This window comes from Rhodoferax ferrireducens, from assembly GCF_003347515.1.
Classification (GTDB): Bacteria; Pseudomonadota; Gammaproteobacteria; order Burkholderiales; family Burkholderiaceae_C; genus Rhodoferax.
In genome coordinates, this window is record NZ_QEII01000143.1 from 1 (window position 1) to 1,110 (window position 1,110).

The 1,110-nt window shown below is 54.9% G+C and carries 1 protein-coding gene; it reads left to right on the forward strand.

All coding sequences use genetic code 11. The features are described from left to right. The first annotated feature begins 71 nt into the window (after window positions 1-71). Complete coding sequence (locus C5P05_RS00695) at window positions 72-1,106, forward strand: IS630 family transposase (RefSeq protein ID WP_114968004.1); 1,035 nt, start codon at window positions 72-74, stop codon at window positions 1,104-1,106. Window positions 1,107-1,110 lie beyond the last annotated feature (4 nt).

Sequence of the window (1,110 nt, forward strand, 5' to 3'; positions counted from 1 at the left end):
CTTACTCATAAGTCAGTAATTTAGCGGACAAATTCTCTGAACTTATTTGTTTGAGTTTTCTCCAAATTCGCATGAAACGGGACGGACGCAAATTGGCCCACAACACGCTCGAAGAAATGCGTGTTCTGGCGGTACAAAGAATGAACGAGGGCGAGCATCCTGGCGTAGTAGCAATTTCTCTTGGGATGAATCGGTCATGGGCATACAAGTGCCGAGCCGCAGTCAAAGGACGTGGGCGTGGCCTCAAAGCCCTGCGCTCCACCAAAGGCACGGGACGCCCCCGCAAACTCACCCTGGCACAGGAACGCCAGGTTTTTCGCTGGGTCAACGGCAAACGCCCCGATCAGTACGGTTTTGACTTCGGTCTATGGACGCGCCAGATTGTGCAAGAGTTGCTGCTGTCACGCTTTGGGGTTCAACTTTCGCTGGCTTCTATCGGGGCACTGCTGGCCCGATTGGGCCTGACGGCACAAAAACCGCTGGAACGCGCATACCAGCGCGACCCGGAGGCGGTCGCACTTTGGAAGAATGAAACCTTCCCCGCCATCGCCGCTGAGGCACAAAGCAGTGGCGCCGAGATATTGTTCTGGGATGAATCTGGTTTTCGTGCCGACGCGGTGCATGGCAAGACGTGGGCACCACGAGGTCAGACGCCGGTCATTGAGCGTCCCGGGCAGCGTCAAAGCATCAGCGCCGCATCTGCCGTCAGCGCTAAAGGAGCCTTCTGGTTCGCCACCTACCAGGGTGGTTTGACGGGAGAGCTATTTGTCGAGTTGCTCAAGAAGATGATGTACCGACGCAAAAAACCAGTACGTCTGGTTGTCGATGGGTTGCCTGCGCACAAGAAGGCTCTGGTCAAGGACTACATCGCCAGCACAGCGGGCAAGCTCACGCTGCATTTCCTGCCGGGCTACGCACCTGACTTGAATCCAGATGAGTTGGTGTGGAGTCATGCCAAGCGCACGGGGGTGGCTCGGTCACCATTGAAGGCGGGTGAAAAGCTGCAATATCGTGTTGATGAGCAACTGCAAAATATCGCAAATGACAATGCATTGGTGAAGTCATTCTTTCGCCACCCTTCTGTCTCCTATATTACTGACTTATGAGTAA

Coding starts and splice junctions, on each gene's coding strand:
- C5P05_RS00695 (WP_114968004.1), top strand. CDS start 72: ATGAAACGGGACGGACGCAAATTGGCCCACAACACGCTCGAAGAAATG.